Raw genomic sequence first — 18881 nt, 5'->3', positions numbered from 1 at the left:
GGTAATGGATAAAGGAGGAGTTTATTTTGGGTCAAAATAGACAGTTTCGTCCAGGGCAAAAGGCACCAAACAATGGTTTATATATAGAAATTGGTGAAACCGGAAGTAACGTAAATAACCCTCAAAAGTTAAAAATGAAAGCAGGAGATCGCTTTCCAGAAACGTCCAACCATAATCGATTATGGTCCTATCAAAGAAGACCATAATAAATAAGTAGTTATTCGATTCAAAATACTTTCATGTGAAACCATTTTGGATTTAACATTTTGTTGATTTCAGCAGAAAATCAACAAATAGATGCTTAATAAAAGGGATTTCTCTTAAAGAGTCAGCTTCATGATAAATATCTCCATTGAGATATCATTATGTTGAACATTACTCTTTGTATAAGAGAGATCCCTTTACATATGGATAAAATATACTATAATAAAATCAAAGGTCAAAAAAGGTCAAAAGGAGTCTTGTAAAATGAATGTAGAACAGATGACAGAAAGAGTCCAGTTAGCAATAACAGAAGCACAATCCCTTGCAATAAAGGAAAGTCATCAAGAAATAGATGATATCCATTTGTTTTTGGCTATTCTTCATCAGCAAGATAATTTATTGACTTCTATACTACAAAAACTACAAATAGAACCGAATAGGATTTTGGATAAATTAACAAAAGAATTACAGAAAAAGCCACAAGTATCCTTAAGTGGTTCCGAACAGGGAACAGTCTATATAACAGCTGGTTTGCAACAGCTTTTAACGAAAGCAGAAGAAGAGATGCTTGCATGGGAAGATGAGTATTTGTCCGTAGAGCATCTAATTCTCGCCACATATAAAATAGAAAAATCAACGGTAGGAACGATATTCAAAAAAGAGGGTATTCCATTTGAAGAAATGAAAAAAGCAATAAAAGAGATAAGGGGGACACAGAAAGTGACTAGCAAGAATCCAGAAGCAACATATGAAGTACTTAGTAAATATGGCAGAGATCTCGTGGATGAAGTAAAGCTGGGGAAGCTTGACCCAGTAATTGGGCGAGATAATGAAATCCGGAATGTCATTCGAATTTTATCAAGAAAAACTAAAAATAATCCCGTCTTAATTGGTGAACCAGGTGTGGGTAAAACAGCTATTGTGGAAGGGCTGGCACAACGAATTGTCCGAAAAGATGTACCTGAAGGATTAAAGGATAAAACGATATTTTCTTTAGATATGGGAGCATTAGTGGCAGGAGCAAAATTTAGAGGGGAATTTGAGGAGCGTCTAAAGGCTGTTTTACAGGAAGTGAAAAATAGCGATGGACGTATCGTTTTATTTATTGATGAATTGCATACGATAGTTGGGGCAGGCAAAACAGATGGAGCAATGGATGCAGGGAATATGCTTAAACCGATGCTGGCAAGAGGGGAACTTCATTGTATTGGTGCTACAACATTAGATGAACATCGCCAGTATATTGAAAAAGATCCTGCACTGGAGCGTCGTTTTCAGCAGGTTCTTGTATCGGAGCCAACAGTAGAAGATACAATTGCTATTTTAAGAGGGCTAAAAGAAAGATTTGAAATCCATCATGGTGTTAATATTCAAGATCGATCTATCATTGCAGCGGCTACTTTATCTGATCGGTATATAACAGAACGTTTCTTGCCAGACAAAGCAATTGATTTAATTGATGAAGCATGTGCGATGATTCGTACCGAGATAGACTCCATGCCGATTGAAATTGATGAGCTGACAAGAAAAATTATGCAGCTCGAAATTGAAGAAGCCGCATTACATGGGGAAGAAGATATCCAAAGTAAAGAGAGATTGGCTATTATTGCGAAAGAACTAGCGAATTTAAGAGAAAGTTCGAATGCATTAAAGGCTAAATGGCAACATGAAAAAGATGCTTTGCAATCCATTCAGGAGAAAAAAGAACAGCTCGAACGGAAAAAGAGAGAGTTAGAGGATGCAGAAAATAACTATGATTTAAATAAAGCGGCTGAGTTAAGACATGGAAGTATTCCAAAATTAGAGAAAGAAATTAAAGAAATGGAAGGTCAAGCGAAACAAGAGCAGGAAAATCGTCTTCTTCGAGAAGAAGTTACCGAAGAAGAAATCGCTAATATTGTTGCCAGATGGACTGGTATTCCTGTCTCCAAATTAGTAGAGAAAGAACGAGAAAAGCTTTTACGTTTAGAAGCAATTCTGCAAGAAAGAGTGGTTGGGCAATCAGAGGCAGTTGAGCTAGTTAGTGATGCTGTATTAAGAGCAAGAGCTGGAATAAAGGATCCGAATAGACCAATTGGTTCCTTCTTATTTTTAGGACCTACCGGGGTTGGGAAAACAGAACTAGCTAAAACATTAGCAGCAACCCTATTTGATAGTGAGGAACAAATGATTCGTATTGATATGTCTGAGTATATGGAGAAACATGCCGTATCTCGTTTAATTGGAGCTCCTCCTGGATATATAGGGTATGAAGAGGGCGGTCAGTTAACAGAAGCAATTAGAAGAAAGCCTTACTCTGTTGTTCTTTTAGACGAGGTGGAAAAAGCTCATCCAGAGGTATTCAATATTTTGCTTCAAGTTCTTGATGATGGAAGAATAACAGATTCAAGGGGTAGGACGGTCGATTTTAAAAATACCGTAATTATTATGACATCTAATATTGGTTCCCATTTATTATTAGAAACTGGAGATGCAAATGAGATTCCCAAAGAAATTAGAGATGGAGTAATGGCACAATTAAATGGTCATTTTAGACCAGAGTTTTTAAACAGAATAGATGAGGTTATCTTATTTAAGCCATTAACATTAGCGAATATTAAGGACATTGTTTCAAAGCTTGTTGATCAATTACAAGGACGGCTTACTGATCAGCATATAACCATTGAAATGACAGACAAAGCGAAAGAATTTGTGGCGAAAAATGGCTTTGACCCTAAATTTGGAGCAAGACCGCTTAGAAGATTTTTGCAAAAGACGATTGAAACATTATTAGCGAAAGACATCATTGGCGGAAAAATAAAAGAAAATGATCATGTACAGATTGATGAAGAAAACGAACATATTGTGTTAAAACGTAAGGAATAAAGATTTTACCTTCGTCTAAGCAGCCTAAAATATAGAAAGAAAACGATATTTTAGGCTGCTTTTTTACAGTATAAAAACCATAAGTTTTCTGCTTTGACGCTAGAACATTACCTTTATTGTTACCATACTAAAAAGGTGTTTAAATAAATATACGAACTAGGGAATTCCCCCCTAATTGAATATATTATTTAAACACCATTTACTACAGTGACATATTCTTAATGGGAACCTTCTTCATGAGTAGGTTCATTTGGAATAAGGGCTGATAGAATGAAAACTACTACGGAAAAGACAGCTGTTAGAATCATTCCCATTGAAAAGTCAAAAGGAACCCCATTCATTGAACCAACAACATAAACTAACATTTGAGCAAGTAAAAATGTCCAAAAAATTGTCATTATGTAACGCAACCGAAATCACCTCTTTATAGCTTGCTAATCATACTCATCTTACCACATAGTAGATAAATAATAAATGTGAATGATATAGCTTTCTTAAATTCTTCACTTTTTCATCATATAAATTGTCTTCCCATATATGCAATGATTATTTTTAAGGGAGGAGAGATGAGAAAAATCAATGTCATTTGGTCGTGTAACTCCGCATTTCTTCTTGGAATATAGGCAAACTCCCTTACATTTTAATAAAAGAGACATACATTATTAAAAGGAAAATGCTAAAAAGGAGTTTTTAAGATGGAGAACCGGAACTTCCAGTTAGATACCGAATGGAACATGATACATTATCCTCATCGACCTAATGGTTTCGGTATCTTAATTATTGGAGACGAAAGGAATTTTGTTACAGATACAAATAGTTTTTGGAACCAAAATGAGGGAAAGAGAACCTTAATTGAATCATTGCTGGATAATGGCTATACCATTTTTTATTCCAATTTATATGGAAAAAATTGGGGTAGTGAAAAAGCTTTGCAGATGGCTAAAAGACTATATGAACATATTATTCGTACAGAGATACTGAATCAAAGAATTCATATTATTGCAGAAGGTATGGGTGCCTTAACAGCTATTCGCTTAATGATGGAAATGAAGGATAATATTCGATCTGTTGTTCTGTTAAACCCTATTCTATCTTTAAAGGAGCATTTAGAAAGGGAAAAAGAGCATAAGTTTTTTATTAAGAAGTTAACCAATGAAATCAGTATTGCTTTTAATACAAATAGGCATGAATTAATGGAGTTATTAAAGGATAAAAAGGAGTACCAGCTAGAGGAGACTGATACACCGACAAAAATCATTCAAATCCTCCACAATGGTAGGTCCTATTATCAATCCCATGCATTAAAAAAAGCTTCTGCTATTTGGGAAGAAAAAAGTTTGCCGATTTTTGTCTCCTATGTTCTACCAGAAAAACGAAGTGCAATGCCGAAACAAATTGCTTCTTTTTTTAGAAAGTATGAAAAAAAACTTTAGAAGAAAAGATGTTGTTCAATTGAGCATATGTTAAACGAACAACATCTTTCGCTTTTCTTTCATGAAACTAAGTAATCCTGTGTATGATTTTTGACTGTATGGTTCCTAAAGTACTTCGAAATATTTACCTTTTTACATGCATATGAATACATTAAGTAATTATTTATGGGAGGCTTTTTAATGAAGAAGGCAGTAGTATTCGGTGCATATCAATTCCTCGGTTTTCATATATGTGGAGCACTATTAGAAGAGGGAGAGGAGATAATAGGTGTATCTTTCCCGCATATAAATATAGCTGATATAGAAGATAAAAGAATGGAAATAGGCAGAAATGCAAATTTTAGTGAAATAAGCTGGGATCAACTTGGATCTATACTCCAAGATGCAAGCATTGACCATCTTTTTTTTGACCTATATACAATAGAAAGCCTACAATCCTTGTATAGAACAATGAAAAGGCACATTTTTGACTGTAGTGATAAAGAATTGCTTTTTAATAAAAAACTTGTTTTCTTAGTAAATATTATGGCAATAGAAAAAGAAAGAGAATTACTTTCTTCCATTAGAGATGACCTTGGAGGCTATATGATTCAGATGATACATATGCCCACATTATATGGGCCATGGCAGCCAAGGGATTTTTTGTTTCAGCAGCTAGTAGAAGGAAATGAAAAGGATGCTGTTCGCATAGGTTTACGAGAATATCCTACAGATGCGATTTATATCGAAGATGCTGTATCGGAAGTAGTAAAACAGACAAATAAAGGACAAAATAAGGATATTCTATTAAAAAGTAATGTAATAAACCATTGGCAAAGATGCTTAGAACATTTAAAATGGAATGTACCTAAAAGCGTTCATAAAGATATAGAAAATTTAAAAGGATTAGAAGAGATAATAGTAATAAATAAACGCAGTATTTCAGAGAACTTAGATAAACAGAAAAAGCACCATTTATTATATAGAATTTAATAGTGTTATAGGAGTAATAATAATGAAAAAAGCATTAATGAACATTCGAAATAAAATAATTAGAGGAAAGATTATCATTATCCTTCCTCTAATTATGTGTGTTCTTTTGCTTTTCCTTTTTTTTAATGGATCGATTGCTAAAAAAGGAAAGGTTGAAAAAGTAGGGCTTCTAGTCAGTGGTACAGTAAGTGATCAAGTTTGGGGTACAAAAGGATATAAGGGACTGTTAAATATTCATACTAAACTTGGTGTGGATGTTTTTTATAAAGAGTCAATTGATTCTTATACCATAACAGAAAGGGCAGTAAAGGAATTTAAAGCGAAAGGTGTCAATTTGATTTTTGGACATGGTGGTGATTTTGTCCAATATTTTAATATCCTTTCCTCTAAGTATCCTTCCATTCATTTTGTCAGTATAAATGGGAGAGAGCCTGCGACAAAAGATAATACAACCAATATTAAGTTTGAAAATTATCCAATGGGCTTCTTTGGTGGAATGGTAGCTGGACAGATGACAAAAACAAATACTATTGGTGTAATTGGTGCCTATGAATGGCAAGAAGAAGTTAATGGATTTAAAGATGGAGTCAAATATGTCAACAAAAATGCAAAAGTCATAAAAGAATTTGTGAATGATTGGGATAATCGAGAAAAGGCAATGAACATATTAAATGATCAAATCAGTAAGAATGTGGATATTGTTTATCCAGTAGGAGATGGCTTTAATGTAGAAATAGTAGAAAGCATTAAAGAAAAAGGTCTACACGTAGTTGGTTATATTTCTGATCAAGCGAATTTAGGAAAGTACACAGTGCTAACAAGCACGGTTCAAGATATTCCTAAACTTTATGAACAAATTGCCACTGAATTTGATGAAGGGGAACTTCACTCCGGTACTCAAATCTGTGGAATTAGAGAGGGTACCATATATTTAGGGAAATTCAGTCCAAGTATTGATCAAGATATTGTTGAATCCATACAGAAGGATTTAAATCGGTATAAGAAGACTGGAAAGCTGCCAAATGAGGAATAAAAGGAAAAGGCTTCCAATAATGTCATGATGGTATTTCTTTTTATTTTAGGAAAGCCTTGTCCTTTAGTGAGAAAAAGAATAAGTATATGATGACCTGACACGACGTAAATAATTTTTAATGTATTGCAAGAAGATAAAATAGAATCAAAAATGGGAATGGACTAACAAGTAATCAATTCATACTAAGTTAATCCATCCATTTTTTTACGAAAGGGGTTATTTTTTTGAATAGAGGCTTTAAATCATTCGCTGATGTCATAAACATATCGACATTCTTCATAAGGAGTTCAAGGTCTATTTGATTTATAAAGTTTGCAACAGCATCAAAATTTGCATTTTCCTCCTTTTCTTCTACCTGATTGGATTGCCTATTACTTCTACCAAGAATCCAATCATCTCCTTTAACTCCTCTTGAAATGGAAGGCTCCACATCCGTTCGTTGAGAATGTTCTGGTGACTCCTTTTTTCTTATGGAACGACTGTTTGTACCAAACATAAATAGAGAAAAGTGATCCATTTCTGTTTTTTCATCTGCTATAACATCCTTTTGATCTTTCTCATCAGATAGTTCCTCTTTATAATCGTCCACATTTCTTCCTCCTCTAATACATTCTAAATTATGCTCTTAATATGTTATGAAAAACATCGGTAAATGCTTAGACCAATGTAATAGAAAACAAAATATGTTGCAAAAGAGAGAAGGAATTTGATAAAATTAGTACCAAGTCATAATAATTGATAATAATATATTAATGTAATACTGTAATTTTCTCCTTTCTATTTAGACCATATTGAACAAATTAGGGTAAACTAAAAAAAACATCCTTATTTTGTTTATAGATCACTGAGGGATGAATATACATGACAATTTTTTAAATGAGGATAAGGAATAACTGCATTAAAACAAATAAGAGAGAGATACCGGGTAACCGGTGAATATAAAGGAGCTGAAAGCTTTGGGTACAGGAATAATTGGTATTGGCCGTGAACTTCCAGAAAAAATTTTAACAAACTTTGATTTAGAGAAAATGGTTGATACAAATGATGAATGGATAAGAACGCGAACTGGCATAGAAGAACGAAGAATAGCGGACGACAATACAGATACATCGGATATTGCATTAGCAGCAGCAAAGAAAGCAATTGCTGATGCTGGCATTCATCCAGAAGATATTGATATGATAATGGTCGCAACGGTTACACCTGATCAGTCATTTCCATCTGTTGCATGTATGATTCAAGAAAAACTAGGTGCAAAAAAGGCTGCAGCAATGGATTTAAGTGCGGCATGTGCAGGATTTATGTATGGTATGGTGACAGCAAAGCAATTTATTGATACAGGGGTTTATAAATATGTACTGGTTGTTGGCGTAGAGAAGCTTTCTAAAATTACAAATTGGGAAGATCGTAATACAGCTGTACTCTTTGGGGATGGAGCTGGAGCTGCTGTACTAGGTAAAGTTTCAGATGGAAGAGGGATTCTTTCATTCGAATTAGGAGCAGATGGTTCTGGTGGGAAACATCTTTATTTAGATGATGAAGACTATATTTACATGAATGGTAGAGAAGTCTTTAAATTTGCGGTTCGTCAAATGGGCGAAAGCAGTGAAAATGTGTTGGTAAAAGCAGGATTGTCCAAGGAAGATGTAGATTTCCTTATTCCACATCAAGCGAACATTCGCATCATGGAAGCGTCAAGACAAAGATTGGATTTACCAGAAGAGAAGTTATCCAAAACAGTTCATAAATATGGAAATACAAGTGCGGCATCTATTCCCATTTCCTTAGTGGAAGAATTAGAAACAGGTAAAATTAAAGAGGATGATGTCCTTGTAATGGTCGGTTTCGGTGGAGGCTTGACTTGGGGTGCAATTGCTATGCGTTGGGGAAGATAAGATTCCTTGATTTGTAAAAAGAAAACTAGCAGATTTATGTTGATAAATATAGCAAAAAGGAGAATAGGACATGAGTACGAATAGAAGAGTAGTTGTTACTGGTATTGGAGCTGTAACGCCACTTGGTAATGATGCAGTAACTACATGGGATAATATTATAGCTGGAGTTTCGGGAATTGGACCACTCACAAGAATTAATGCTGATGAATATCCCGCAAAGGTAGCAGCAGAAGTGAAGGATTTCAATCCGGAAGATTTTATGGAAAAAAAAGATGCTAGAAAAATGGATCGTTTTACACAATATGCGGTTGCAGCATCCTTAATGGCTGTAAAAGATGCTAATTTACAAATAACAGATGATAATGCTCCTCGTATTGGCGTGTGGATTGGTTCCGGGATTGGCGGAATGGAAACGTTCGAAAATCAATATGAAATGTTCCAAAAAAGAGGCTATAAACGAGTAAGCCCTTTCTTTGTACCGATGTTAATTCCAGATATGGCATCTGGACAAGTTTCGATAACATTAGGTGCAAGAGGAGTGAATTCTTGTACTGTTACTGCATGTGCAACGGGAACAAACTCTATTGGAGACGCATTTAAAGTTATTCAGCGTGGAGATGCTGATGCGATGATTACTGGTGGAGCAGAGGCGCCGATTACAAAGATGTCCGTGGCTGGTTTCTGCGCAAATACCGCTTTATCCTTTAATCCAGATCCTAAAACAGCAAGTAGACCATTCGATGCGAATCGTGATGGATTTGTAATTGGTGAAGGTGCAGGAATTGTGGTGCTAGAAGAATTGGAGCATGCTTTAGCAAGAGGTGCTAACATTTATGCAGAAATAGTAGGATATGGTTCCACAGGAGATGCTTATCATATTACTTCCCCTGCACCCGGAGGAGAAGGTGGAGCAAGAGCCATGAAAATGGCAATTAATGATGCCGGACTTGCACCAGAAGATGTTTCTTATATTAACGCACATGGAACAAGCACAGCATATAATGATAAATTTGAAACGATGGCTGTTAAAGAAGTCTTTGGAGAGTATGCTTATAAAGTCCCAATGAGCTCAACAAAATCCATGACTGGTCATTTGCTTGGAGCAGCAGGTGGAGTCGAAGCTATTTTTAGCGTCTTGGCAATTAGAGACAGCATTCTTCCACCAACAATTAATTTTGAAACAGCAGATCCAGATTGTGATTTAGATTATGTAATTAATGCCCATAGAAAGCAAGAAGTAAATGTAGCAATGAGTAATTCCCTAGGCTTCGGCGGCCATAACGCTACTATTGTATTTAAAAAATATCAATAAATACTTCGCTTATTTATGTAATTAATTCAAGGATTGTTGAAAAGCTCCTACTAATAAAATAGTCATGTATTAAAACTGCTAGGATTCATTAACAACTTGAATCTTAGCAGTTTTTTTATTGCAAAAATGAAACCAATCCAATCTTTATTTATAATTATTTTAAATTAATATTGACTATTATTATAAAGTGTATATAATTAAAACTATAATTCTATTATTTAAGGTATAAATTCGGAAATTTTTAATGTTTAAAAGAAAACGCTTTCTTCGAGGGTGAACTTACTATTTAAGAAGATATTACGTAGAAAGGAAGAATTCTATGCTTAGTATAGAAAAGGCTAAAAACCTGTTGAAAGAAAAAAATATTCGTCTTACACCACAGAGACTTGAATTAATTAATATTCTATCTAAAGACAATAAGCATTGGACAGTAGATGAAATTTATCATGTCCTAAATGAGAATATGCCTTCGGTAAGTATTACTACTGTTTATAATAACATCCATTTATTTATAGAATTAGAGCTATTGAAAGCGATACAATTTGGCGAAGGATTAAGTAAATATGAATGGAAAAAAGAAGAACATTATCATATTGTCTGTAGCGATTGCGGTGAAATAGTGGATATTTGGTATCCTACATTAAGGGAGGTAGAATCATTTGCGAAATCCATATCTAAATTCAATATCAGCTCCCATAGTCTCCAATTTTACGGAACCTGTGAACAATGTTCAAAAGGCTAAGCGAAAAAGCGAGTTCATTTGTTTAGAGTGTAAACAGCCAATCAAAAAATTAAAACACTCCATTATTTGTGGATGCGGAAGTAGAATCATGAAAGAAACACATAGATAATTTATATAGAGGATGGGACATAAGCATCTCAACTAACAATAAACACGAACTATAATGTGATTAATTCGCGTAAATGTTCGCTTTTATTTTTTTAGAAAAAGGTTTAAAAAACGAAGTGTAATGGAGCGGAGGACGTTCGACTCCTGCGGGAAGTGGAGGAAAGGCTGAGACCCCGCAGCGCAGCGAGGAGCTTCCTCCCCGCGGAAAGCGAGCGTCTGTAGCGCAATGGAACGACTTAGTTTTTATACTTGACTATATTTAAAAAACATAGATAACCATCATGAGAAAGTAGCTTTATTTAAGAGCTAAATTAGAGAGTGTTCGTCTTTAAAGATTAGTTATTTAATTTTGTCCACGCCCCTATTTTCAATAATAGAGATTAGTTGCATTGGAACGCCATCAATTCACCATTCATATACTGATTAAATGAACAGAATAAAATGAAATAGAGGGGAAATATTGGTGGGGATAATCAATACAAAGAAATGGCTCGAGGAACATTTTTATGAGCCGACTTCTATATGTGAAAACATGAAAGCTTCCTTTGATGGAGACGACTCTCATAATATTTATCGTTATTTAAATGGATTTGGAATGTATAAACCATCAAGGCGTTCCAAACAAACTTTTGAGAAGATGAAAGAATTAGAAACCTGGAATAAAGTAGAGAGGTTTTATAAAAAGTATAAGAAAAAATGGGATGGACCCGATGTACCTATTTATCTTTTTCCTTTTCAGATGACATGGAGAGGGGATGAAAACAAATCAGGTGTATCATTTCCTAATCAGCTATTTTTATTTGTTGGGGAAGTAACGGACGATAAAGAATTAGAGGCTCTTTTTATTCACGAATATCATCATGTATGTCGCATGCATTGTCTGAAAAAACCAATAGAGGATTATACCTTATTAGATTCTATCATCATGGAAGGATTAGCAGAGTTTGCTGTTAAAGAAAACTGTGGGAAGGCATATAATGCAAGCTGGTGCCACCTGTATGAGGAAGAAGAGGTTAAGCAATTTTGGGAGAAGGAGCTAAAGGAACATTTAGATGTAAAAAAAACAGAGACGAAACATGATCAACTCTTGTATGGACATGGACGCTATCCACGCATGATTGGGTACAATACAGGATTTTATCTTGTCAATTCCTATTTTCAAAAGAAAAAACAAACAGCAAAGATGCAGTTTACGATAAAAAGTGAAGCCTTTTTATAAATAAATGTCTATTGAAAAACTAAAAGCCAACCAATCAAAATTCCGTATGATTGGTTGGCTTTTTCTTAGGTTTAAGTACTTATGTCTTAGACTTATTTCCTTTCTATTAGAATAATTTAACTGGATAAATAATTAGCAAAAGGGGCTGAAAACGAAATAAAAAAGACATGAAAGGAAAGTTTGTACATATTATGATAATAGGTTCAATAAGAAAATATCTTCTGCTTATCTTTCTTCTTAGTAATTATAGAAAAAGAGAAATACGTAGCAAACTGAATACATGAAAGATAGATATTTTTCATATCAGATAGAGGATTATAAAATAATCCTTTGAAAATAGGAATAAATTTACTACGCTCTGCCAATACTTATGGACAAACAGTTGTTGAAGTGAGGGATAAAATATGCAGTATCTTCATGATGTTTGGGTAAATTGGTTTGAAGGAGAAGAAAACGGATATAATGTTTGTCACTTTCATGAATGGAGAAAAGATGATGGTGTTGAATTATTAGATCAAGTTCCGCTAGTAAAAGTAGACTCTTGTTTATTCAATTACATAGAAAACGATTTGGCGGAACTACCACGACAATTATTAGAAGAAATTTATCAAAAAGCATATCTACGAAAAAATCATGAACGAATTCAATTAGATTATTGTTTTGTAGTTTCTGATGGAATTGGACTTTTAGTAGTAGATACAATTGGATATTCTGTTCCGATTAGGAAAAGTCGAATGATACCTAGACAAGAACAATTGGCCTATGAATTGCTTGAAAATCAAGAAACGATTCATTATAACTTTCAAAACAATGAAGAAAAGAAAGAATTCCATATTTTATCACCTGAACCTCATGTGATGAATGGATTAACAAGAAAAGAAAGACAATTAAAGCAATTATTGTTTATGGCGTTAGATCAACTGTATTCTTCTGAAAATGTTGCAGAGGTTCGTTATTGGTACACAGAATGGAGTCCAGAACGTTATTTTGAGATTCAGCACTTAGATTTTGAGAATGCATGGAAGGAACTATATGAATGTACAAAGTATGGTTGGTCTAAAAAGCATGAGCATTTTTGTGAGAATATTATAAAAGGTCAGCCGTTTTTTGAAAAGCTATGGGAAATGGAGCATGGTCCGAAGGTAAACTAAGCGTTTTCAGTGGAGAAATTACTATATAAAATAGGGATTTATGAAAATCTCCAGTTTGCATAAGTATAAAGGCTCGGACATAAGTATTTCAACTAATAAAAAAAAACGAACAATCACGATATGCATAATTGTTCGTTTTTTTTATTTTGGGAAGAAGCTCGCAGTCTGAATACACGTCGCTTTCCATGGGCTAGTCTTAAGATTCCTCCCCGGCGCCTCGAGTGTCTTCCGCTTCATTCCTCTTCGATTTTAAAGATTTATTACTCGAAAATTTTGTTTTTCCAAGAAATAATCAATCAGTAGGAATAAAGGAACATCCTCTTTTCCATCGTTTCCATAAGAGATTTAAATTAACGACGCTTACGTCCTAATCCCATCGCATTTTCCATTTTCTTAATCATTTTACCAGCTACTTTATTAGCTTTTGCTGCTCCATCATCTAATATATCATCTAATTCAGTAGAGTTCATAAGCTCATTGTATTTCTCTTGGATTGGTTTTAATGCATCAACCACAACATTTGCTAAATCTGACTTGAAATCTCCGTATCCTTTTCCTTCATATTTGGCTTCCAGACTCTCCACGCTTTCTCCAGAGAGGATAGAATAAATGGAAAGCAAGTTAGAAACTCCCGGCTTATTTTCTCGATCGAATTTAACAACACCTTCTGAATCTGTAACGGCACTTTTGATTTTTTTAATAATCTGTGCTGGCTCGTCTAATAACGTAATAGTAGCTTTGTTGTTAGTATCCGATTTACTCATTTTTTTCGTAGGATCCTGAAGAGACATAATTCTTGCCCCTACTTTTGGAATTCTAACTTCAGGTATTGTCAAAATATCATTGTATTTTTTATTAAATCTCTCTGCGAGATCACGCGTTAATTCAAGATGTTGCTTTTGGTCTTCTCCAACTGGAACGATATCTGTACTATATAGAAGAATATCTGCCGCCATTAATGGTGGGTATGTTAATAATGCAGCAGAAACAGCATCTTTACCAGTCGATTTGTCCTTAAATTGTGTCATTCGCTCTAATTCTCCAATATAAGAGATACATTGCATTAACCATGCTCCTTGGGCATGGGCAGGTACTTCTGATTGAATGAATAGAGTTGCTTTATTAGGATCAATACCTACTGCTAAGTAAAGTGCAGCTAAACTGCGGATATTTTTTCTTAATACCATTCGATCTTGAGGTACTGTAATCGCATGTTGATCGACGATACAGAAGAAACAATTATATTCATCTTGTAGCTCGACAAATTGACTTAAAGCACCAATATAATTTCCTAAAGTTATAGTGCCGCTTGGTTGAATCCCAGAAAAGATAGTTTTCATTATAATACTTCCTCCATTATGTATTCTAGACACGAATGTTTAGTTGACAGCATCCTCTAAACAAACTGTTCATATTATTTACTAGGTTTCTATTCGTTGGTATAGCGCTCGTTAGTGAAGTACACTTCGCATCAGAAAGCAACTTTTTCGTTAAAAAGAGCAAAAAAGAGAGAACCCAGAAACTACATTATATTCATTATTATAACCATTTTAGCATGATTAGTTGATATTCAAAGGCTGTTTTCTCAAAGTTTGTCGTTTTTCATAGAAAAAATGGTGGATTTCTATTAGTAATGTTGTTTCTAAAGGAGTGTTGAAGGTATACGGCATGTAAATTGGATTTAGTGTAGTAGATGGTAGATGCAGATTTAAAACAGCTTAGTCTATATGTGGAAGAAACAGAAAGAGTGAGCCAGATGAAAAGAAAGATAAATGATTCGTCTAAAGGTAAATGAGGAAGATGAGAACGGTTAAATGAATTCTATGAATTAAAAAAATTTAGATAAATTTATATTAATATAATTATTCTGTAGATTTGTATATTTCTGATTTGTTTTTATTCTACAAAATTCTACATAGTTCTTGCGTAAAAAATATTCCAATTATATAATTGTGATTACGAATGGATTAGGTAGTTGTATTTTCAGACTTTTTAAAACACATAAGAATACATAAAAGGTTGAACTAGCGAAATAGTTATTTCGAAATAATAATATTGAACGCTATGTATGGGGGTTTGCATTTAATCGTTTTTAATACATCAATAGTCGTTTATTATAATTAACAGACTATTTAGGAAATGATTGCTTGTGTATTCTAAGGTTTAGAATGGGAAAGCTATTTTCGAAGTTCCATTTGAGGAAAATTATTTAGGGGGTAATTACATGAGAAAAAGAATGCTTGTACTAATGAGCTTAGTGCTTGTGCTAAGTGCATTTCTTGCTGCATGTGGTAATGACAATGGTGGAAGTGATAAATCATCACAGAACTTGCGCTTGAACATCGTTTCAGAGCCACCAACATTACATCCAGCACTAGCAACAGATTCAACGTCTGGTGGAGTGTTAATTCAAACGTTTGAAGGTTTAACTCGTATTGATAAAGATGGAGTGCCTCAGCCTGCAATGGCCGAAGATATTCAAGTTTCAGACGATCAATTAAACTATACATTCAAAATTCGTGAAGATGCAACATGGACAAACGGTGATCCAGTAACAGCAGCAGATTTTGAATATGCTTGGAAATGGGCTATTGATCCTCAAAACCAATCACAATATGCCTATCAATTATATGCCATAAAAGGTGCTGAAGCAGCTAATAATGGAGAAGGTAAACTTGATGATGTTGCTATTAAAGCAGTGGATGAAAAAACTTTAGAAGTAACTTTAGTAAATCCAACACCATACTTCTTACAATTACTAGCTTTCTATACTTATTTCCCAGTGAATAAAAATGTAGCAGAAGCAAATCCAGATTGGTATAAAGATGCTGGCGATGATTATGTTACAAACGGTCCTTTCAAAATGACAGAGTGGAATCATAGTGAGTCTATTCTTTTAGAAAAAAATGAAGATTATTGGGATGCTGACTCGGTTAAATTAGAGACAGTGGAAATGTCAATGGTAGAAGATCCAACAACGGAATTAAGCATGTTTGATAACGATGAGTTAGATTGGGCTGGTTTACCATTTGGTTCATTACCTACAGATGCTATTAAGGCATTAAAAGACAATGGGGACCTAAATATTAAAGCAATAGCAGGAACGTATTGGTATAAATTCAATACGGAAGAAAAACCATTTAATAACGAAAATATTCGTAAAGCATTAACATATGCAATTGATCGTCAAGCGATTGTTGAGCAAATTACACAAGGTGGACAAATCCCAGCCATGGCAGTTGTTCCTCCAACAATGTTTTCTGAAAACGAAAAAGGCTACTTTAAAGATAATGATATCGAAGCAGCGAAAGCGGCTCTTGAAAAAGGTTTGAAAGAGGAAGGCTATGATAGTGTAGAAGACTTACCAAAAATTACATTATCTTATAATACAAGTGAAGCACATGCTAAAATTGCGCAAGCCGTTCAAGATATGTGGAAACAAAACCTTGGTATTAATGTCGAATTAGACAACGAAGAATGGCAAGTTTACTTAGAAAAAATTGATTCTGGTGACTATCAGATTGGGCGTATGTCATGGTCTGGTGACTACAATGATGCATTTAACTTCCTAGAATTGTATCGTGATGCAGACGGCGGAAACAATGATACTGGTTGGGAAAATCCAGAATACAAAAAACTTCTTATTGCTTCACAAAAGGAAACAGATGAAGCGAAGCGTAAACAATTATTACAAGATGCAGAAGCTATTTTAATGAATGAACTTCCAATTGCACCTGTATATTTTTATACAAACACTTGGGTACAAAAAGAGAATCTGAAGGATGTAGTAATTTCAGGTTTAGGGGAAGCTCAGTTGAAATGGGCGCATTTTGAATAATAAAAGGAATTACTTTGTTCCGCAATCATGTTAGAAGGATTTCAAATTCTAATTGCATATAGAAATTGTTAAAAAATATTATTAAATTGTTTGTGTAATTAGGACAAGAAAACCATTCATGAACTACAAGATCAAAGAGATAAAAGAGGCTGTCTTATTTAACGAGTGATACACTAGGAAGCTCGTTCCCTAAGACATCCTCTTCCTTTCTAATTGGCGTTGTTTTAGAAAAAAATGGAGGTAAAACCATGATAAAGTACTTGACAAAACGTTTGCTGTTTATGGCGCTGTCCTTATGGTTAATCATTACAGCAACGTTTTTCTTCATGAGGATGGCACCGGGTAACCCATTTACATCGGAAAAGAAAATGCCACCTGCAATCGAAGCAAATTTAAATGCCCATTATGGTCTTGATCAACCTTGGTATGCTCAATATGGAGATTATTTGCTAAGAGTTGTTCAATGGAATTTTGGTCCATCTTTTAAATATAAGAGTCAGACTGTTAATCAATTAATCAATGAGGGCTTCCCCGTTTCCTTAGTATTGGGAGTCGAAGCCATTTTCATTGCTTTAGCAATTGGCGTAACATTAGGCGTAATTGCTGCATTAAGACATAATAAATGGCAAGATTATTTGGCAATGATCGTTGCTGTATTAGGAATCTCCGTACCTTCCTTTATAATGGCTGCTTTTTTACAATATATTTTTGCGATGAAGCTAGGTATTTTCCCTGTAGCAAGATGGGGAACATTTATGCAAAGTGTCCTGCCGGCAATAGCGTTAGCAGCTGGTCCAACAGCATTTATTGCCCGTTTAACTAGATCTTCCATGCTAGAAGTATTAAGCAATGATTATATTAAAACAGCAAAAGCTAAAGGAATTAGCGGCTTTAATATTACCGTAAAGCATGCAATCCGTAATGCGATTCTACCAGTTGTTTCCTACATGGGACCATTATCAGCTGGGATCGTTACAGGAAGTTTTGTTATTGAAAAAATCTTTGGTATCCCGGGACTAGGATCACAGTTTGTAAAAAGTATAAACAATCGTGATTATACAGCTATTATGGGAGTTACTGTTTTCTATAGTATTATCCTGTTAGTATCTGTTCTTCTTGTCGATATATTGTACGGATTAATAGATCCTCGAATTAAATTATCGGGCGGGAAGAAAGGAGAGTAAAGATGCAAGAAATTTCGAAAGATAAATTTGAAATAGTAGGAAATAGCAGCGTTGAATCAGAGAAGATTTCAAAAGCAAGTCTGTCTTTTTGGAAAGATGTATTTACTCGTTTTAAGAAAAATAAACTTGCAGTATTTGGACTTGTACTATTAATTCTTTTAATCGTCATGGCATTTGTTGGACCATTCCTTACGCCATACAATTACTATGAAAATGATCTAACAAAAACAAATCAACCACCAAGTGCAGAGCATTATTTTGGAACAGATGAATTGGGTCGAGATATGTTCGAACGTATTTGGTATGGGGCAAAGATATCCCTCTTCATTGGGATTGCTGCTGCATTAATCGACTTAGTGATTGGGGTAATCTGGGGCGGAATTGCAGGTTATAAAGGTGGTAAGGTTGATGAAGTGATGATGCGTATAGCAGACGTATTATATGGAATTCCTTACCTATTACTTGTAATCCTTCTAATGGTTGTGCTTGGACAAGGAATTTGGACGATGATTTTAGCGATGAGTATTACAGGTTGGATTAATATGGCTCGTATGGTCCGAGGACAAGTATTATCTTTAAAGAGTCAAGAATATATACTTGCCTCTAGAACATTAGGAGCAGGAGTATCAAGAATAATGGGCAAGCATTTAATTCCTAATGCAATGGGACCTATTCTTGTAACATTAACACTAACTGTGCCAAACGCTATTTTTACAGAAGCGTTTTTAAGCTATCTTGGATTAGGGTTAACGCCTCCATTAGCTAGCTGGGGAACAATGGCTAATGATGGAATCGGAGCGATGCAATATTACCCATGGCGATTATTCTTCCCGGCAATGTTTATTTGTTTAACAATCTTTGCATTTAATGTTATAGGTGACGGAATCCGAGATGCTCTTGATCCAAGACTACGTAAGTAAGGAGT

General features: G+C 34.5%; 16 protein-coding genes. 13 read left to right on the top strand and 3 right to left on the bottom strand.

The genetic code is table 11. The features are described from left to right. Nucleotides 1-26 precede the first annotated feature (26 nt). Both ACTQ5K_RS16540 and clpB read left to right on the top strand, forming a co-directional pair. On the top strand, nucleotides 27-206 hold the full coding sequence (locus ACTQ5K_RS16540; RefSeq protein WP_031538200.1) for a YjzC family protein: 180 nt from the start codon (nucleotides 27-29) through the stop codon (nucleotides 204-206). A gap of 262 nt (nucleotides 207-468) precedes the next feature. After that, nucleotides 469-3069: an ATP-dependent chaperone ClpB gene (gene clpB / locus ACTQ5K_RS16535; RefSeq protein ID WP_031538201.1), complete on the top strand. Its 2601-nt coding sequence runs from the start codon at nucleotides 469-471 to the stop codon at nucleotides 3067-3069. 218 nt (nucleotides 3070-3287) lie between these two features. On the opposite strand, the gene ACTQ5K_RS16530 is transcribed toward clpB, so the two are convergent. Further along, the gene (locus ACTQ5K_RS16530) at nucleotides 3288-3479 is read right to left on the bottom strand and encodes a YjzD family protein (protein WP_031538202.1); all 192 of its coding nucleotides are present in this window, start codon (nucleotides 3477-3479) and stop codon (nucleotides 3288-3290) included. Nucleotides 3480-3764: 285 nt separating this feature from the next. Between ACTQ5K_RS16530 and ACTQ5K_RS16525 the strand changes: the two genes are divergently transcribed. The 3 genes from ACTQ5K_RS16525 to ACTQ5K_RS16515 all read left to right on the top strand — a co-directional run bounded on the left by ACTQ5K_RS16525 (nucleotide 3765) and on the right by ACTQ5K_RS16515 (nucleotide 6507). Continuing rightward, the gene (locus tag ACTQ5K_RS16525) at nucleotides 3765-4502 is read left to right on the top strand and encodes a hydrolase (RefSeq protein ID WP_349204106.1); all 738 of its coding nucleotides are present in this window, start codon (nucleotides 3765-3767) and stop codon (nucleotides 4500-4502) included. Between the two features lie 180 nt (nucleotides 4503-4682). Continuing rightward, nucleotides 4683-5474 (top strand): hypothetical protein, encoded by a 792-nt coding sequence (locus tag ACTQ5K_RS16520; protein WP_251628602.1) that lies wholly within the window; start codon nucleotides 4683-4685, stop codon nucleotides 5472-5474. A gap of 22 nt (nucleotides 5475-5496) precedes the next feature. Next, a complete protein-coding gene (locus tag ACTQ5K_RS16515; RefSeq protein WP_235251673.1) occupies nucleotides 5497-6507 on the top strand; it encodes a BMP family ABC transporter substrate-binding protein in 1011 nt (336 codons plus the stop codon). Nucleotides 6508-6694: 187 nt separating this feature from the next. Here ACTQ5K_RS16515 and ACTQ5K_RS16510 read toward each other — a convergent pair whose 3' ends face one another. Continuing rightward, nucleotides 6695-7096: a hypothetical protein gene (locus tag ACTQ5K_RS16510; RefSeq protein WP_349204105.1), complete on the bottom strand. Its 402-nt coding sequence runs from the start codon at nucleotides 7094-7096 to the stop codon at nucleotides 6695-6697. 367 nt (nucleotides 7097-7463) lie between these two features. On the opposite strand from ACTQ5K_RS16510, the gene ACTQ5K_RS16505 reads away from it, so the two are divergent. The 5 genes from ACTQ5K_RS16505 (at nucleotide 7464) to ACTQ5K_RS16485 (ending at nucleotide 12934) form a co-directional block, all read left to right on the top strand. Beyond that, nucleotides 7464-8402 carry a beta-ketoacyl-ACP synthase III gene (locus ACTQ5K_RS16505; protein WP_349204104.1) on the top strand — a complete coding sequence of 313 codons (939 nt, stop codon included), beginning with the start codon at nucleotides 7464-7466 and terminating at the stop codon, nucleotides 8400-8402. Nucleotides 8403-8472: 70 nt separating this feature from the next. Then, nucleotides 8473-9714 carry a beta-ketoacyl-ACP synthase II gene (fabF, locus tag ACTQ5K_RS16500; RefSeq protein ID WP_349204103.1) on the top strand — a complete coding sequence of 414 codons (1242 nt, stop codon included), beginning with the start codon at nucleotides 8473-8475 and terminating at the stop codon, nucleotides 9712-9714. A gap of 319 nt (nucleotides 9715-10033) precedes the next feature. After that, on the top strand, nucleotides 10034-10456 hold the full coding sequence (locus ACTQ5K_RS16495; protein WP_031538209.1) for a Fur family transcriptional regulator: 423 nt from the start codon (nucleotides 10034-10036) through the stop codon (nucleotides 10454-10456). A 571-nt stretch (nucleotides 10457-11027) separates the two neighbouring features. Continuing rightward, nucleotides 11028-11783, top strand: coding sequence for a DUF2268 domain-containing protein (locus ACTQ5K_RS16490; protein WP_031538210.1), 756 nt, complete (start codon nucleotides 11028-11030; stop codon nucleotides 11781-11783). 404 nt (nucleotides 11784-12187) lie between these two features. Beyond that, the gene (locus ACTQ5K_RS16485; protein ID WP_031538211.1) at nucleotides 12188-12934 is read left to right on the top strand and encodes a YjbA family protein; all 747 of its coding nucleotides are present in this window, start codon (nucleotides 12188-12190) and stop codon (nucleotides 12932-12934) included. A 350-nt stretch (nucleotides 12935-13284) separates the two neighbouring features. Here the strand turns inward: ACTQ5K_RS16485 and trpS are convergent, their stop codons facing one another. Beyond that, on the bottom strand, nucleotides 13285-14274 hold the full coding sequence (trpS, locus tag ACTQ5K_RS16480) for a tryptophan--tRNA ligase (protein WP_031538212.1): 990 nt from the start codon (nucleotides 14272-14274) through the stop codon (nucleotides 13285-13287). An 884-nt stretch (nucleotides 14275-15158) separates the two neighbouring features. On the opposite strand from trpS, the gene ACTQ5K_RS16475 reads away from it, so the two are divergent. The 3 genes from ACTQ5K_RS16475 (at nucleotide 15159) to ACTQ5K_RS16465 (ending at nucleotide 18876) form a co-directional block, all read left to right on the top strand. Next, nucleotides 15159-16772: a peptide ABC transporter substrate-binding protein gene (locus ACTQ5K_RS16475; RefSeq protein ID WP_031538213.1), complete on the top strand. Its 1614-nt coding sequence runs from the start codon at nucleotides 15159-15161 to the stop codon at nucleotides 16770-16772. Between the two features lie 248 nt (nucleotides 16773-17020). Then, on the top strand, nucleotides 17021-17956 hold the full coding sequence (locus tag ACTQ5K_RS16470; protein ID WP_031538214.1) for an ABC transporter permease: 936 nt from the start codon (nucleotides 17021-17023) through the stop codon (nucleotides 17954-17956). 2 nt (nucleotides 17957-17958) lie between these two features. Continuing rightward, on the top strand, nucleotides 17959-18876 hold the full coding sequence (locus ACTQ5K_RS16465; protein ID WP_031538215.1) for an ABC transporter permease: 918 nt from the start codon (nucleotides 17959-17961) through the stop codon (nucleotides 18874-18876). Nucleotides 18877-18881 lie beyond the last annotated feature (5 nt).

The sequence above is a fragment of the Niallia sp. Sow4_A1 genome (genome assembly GCF_052116745.1).
Classification (GTDB): domain Bacteria; phylum Bacillota; class Bacilli; order Bacillales; family Cytobacillaceae; genus Niallia; species Niallia hominis.
This window is presented reverse-complemented; position numbering and strand designations above follow the sequence as displayed.